Raw genomic sequence first — 1,689 nt, forward strand, 5'->3', positions numbered from 1 at the left:
CTGACCGTCGAGCAGATCCTGCCGGTGTATGCGCCGGCGGCAGACGGCAACGACCCGGCGGCCTACATCCATGATGTCCTGTCCCATATGAGGCAATGGAGGCTCGTATGACCGCTCGACACGAGGCCCAGCGGCCTCAGCAGCAGCAGCCTGCCGCCGAGGTGGGCTGGACGGCCTACGTACAGATGCGTCTCGTCAGCTCGCAGGTGAGCACGCTCCTGGAGCGGGAAGGCTTTCGGCTCACCTTCCGCCTGCCAGCCTGCCGGCGCCGCTGGGGATGGCTGCCGGCTCAGTATCATTACACGGACGCGGCAGGCACGGAAGTGATCTGGCTCTCGGGCCAGGACCCGGAGGCGCGCGAGCAGGACCCGACGGCCCCGGAGCACCGCAGTCGGTTCTGGGTGTATGCCGCCCGACGGGCGCCGGAGCGGGCTGAGCAGATCCGGGCGCGCCTGCGCCAGGTCTGGGGCCTGGACTGGTACCCCTTGCCGGCGCCGCAGGTCAATCCGCTGCGCCCCATCTTCTGAGGGCTTCCTCAGCCCACATCAAGTCACCCTTCTGCCACAGCGGACCATCGTGCCCATGCGATGGGTCGAGAAAGGAGCTCTATGGACCACCTACAACACCTCACGACACTCCTGCGCCAGATCGAGCAGCTGGGTGCGACCGTCATGGAACCGCTGCCTCACCCGCTCTCCCTCGCCGAGGTGGAGCGTCGTCTAGCGCAGCGGCGCCACCTGCAAACCCTCCTGCAGACGCTCGAACAGACCATCAACGAGCTGCCGGCCTTGCCCGATCCCGAGCGCATGGCCTGGGCCCAGGCGCTGCTGGCTCTCCCCAGCAGCCGCATCTTGGAAGTAGACACGACGCGCCTGGGAAGCACCGCGGAGCTGCTCCGGCTGGTGCTGGTACGCCCCAGCGACGGAGAGACGGTCTTCGACCAGCTGATCCGTCCCCAGCAGGGGTACGACCAGGCGGCGCTGACCTACAATGGACTGACGCCAGCCCAGCTAGAGCAGGCCCCCGAGCTGGCAACGGTCTGGCCTGCCTTCGAGCAGCAGGTCCGGGGGCAGCTCCTGATCAGTTGGAACTGGGCCTGGGATGAGGAGCAGCTGTGCCGGGCGAGCCGCCGGCTCGGGTTGGGGGTCCCGGTCCTGTTGGGGATCGATCTGCAGGAACCGGCGCGGACCTTCTTCTCGCAGTCCTATGCGGGCTTGCCCACCCTCTGCCGGCTCATTGGTGCTCCCCTCCCGCAGCCAGCCACAGCCGTGGATCGTGCCCGGGGGCAGCGAGCCATCCTGCGCGCGATGGCAGAAGGGCGCCTCGGTCCCCTCCACGAGCAGGAGGAAGTAGACGAGGGCGACCTGGATGCGCTGGACGACCTGGACGATACCCAGCCGTTCTAGTCCTGGCCAGGTGAGGGGATGCGAAGAGCATCCCCTCGCTCTGGGGCACACGACGATCCTCATCAGCAGGAAAGGAGCATCCCATGAACATGAATGAGGAGCTAGAGGCGCTGGCCCAACGTGCCAGCGAGGTCTACGAAGCAGAGCAGCGCTCCTTCCGCGCCAGGCAAGCCGCCCAGGCTGCTGAGGAAGAAGCGGAGCGCCGCCAGGCCGAGCACCAGGCCCAGGAGCGCTTCGAGCAGGCGCTCACCCTCTTGGAGCGCAGTGGTCTCCCGTCTGTGAT

2 protein-coding genes and 1 pseudogene are annotated in these 1,689 nt (G+C 67.6%); all 3 read left to right on the top strand.

Going from position 1 to position 1,689, the window contains the following annotated elements; translation table 11 throughout:
* Positions 1-107 precede the first annotated feature (107 nt).
* The gene (locus ACFMO7_RS02710; protein ID WP_151729106.1) at positions 108-527 is read left to right on the top strand and encodes a hypothetical protein; all 420 of its coding nucleotides are present in this window, start codon (positions 108-110) and stop codon (positions 525-527) included.
* Positions 528-608: 81 nt separating this feature from the next.
* On the top strand, positions 609-1,406 hold the full coding sequence (locus ACFMO7_RS02715; protein ID WP_376793994.1) for a hypothetical protein: 798 nt from the start codon (positions 609-611) through the stop codon (positions 1,404-1,406).
* An 83-nt stretch (positions 1,407-1,489) separates the two neighbouring features.
* Positions 1,490-1,689 (top strand): annotated as a pseudogene (locus ACFMO7_RS02720) (hypothetical protein); the annotation flags it as partial.

Origin of the sequence: Thermogemmatispora sp. (genome assembly GCF_042408735.1) — a bacterium.
Taxonomy (GTDB): Bacteria; Chloroflexota; Ktedonobacteria; order Ktedonobacterales; family Ktedonobacteraceae; genus Thermogemmatispora.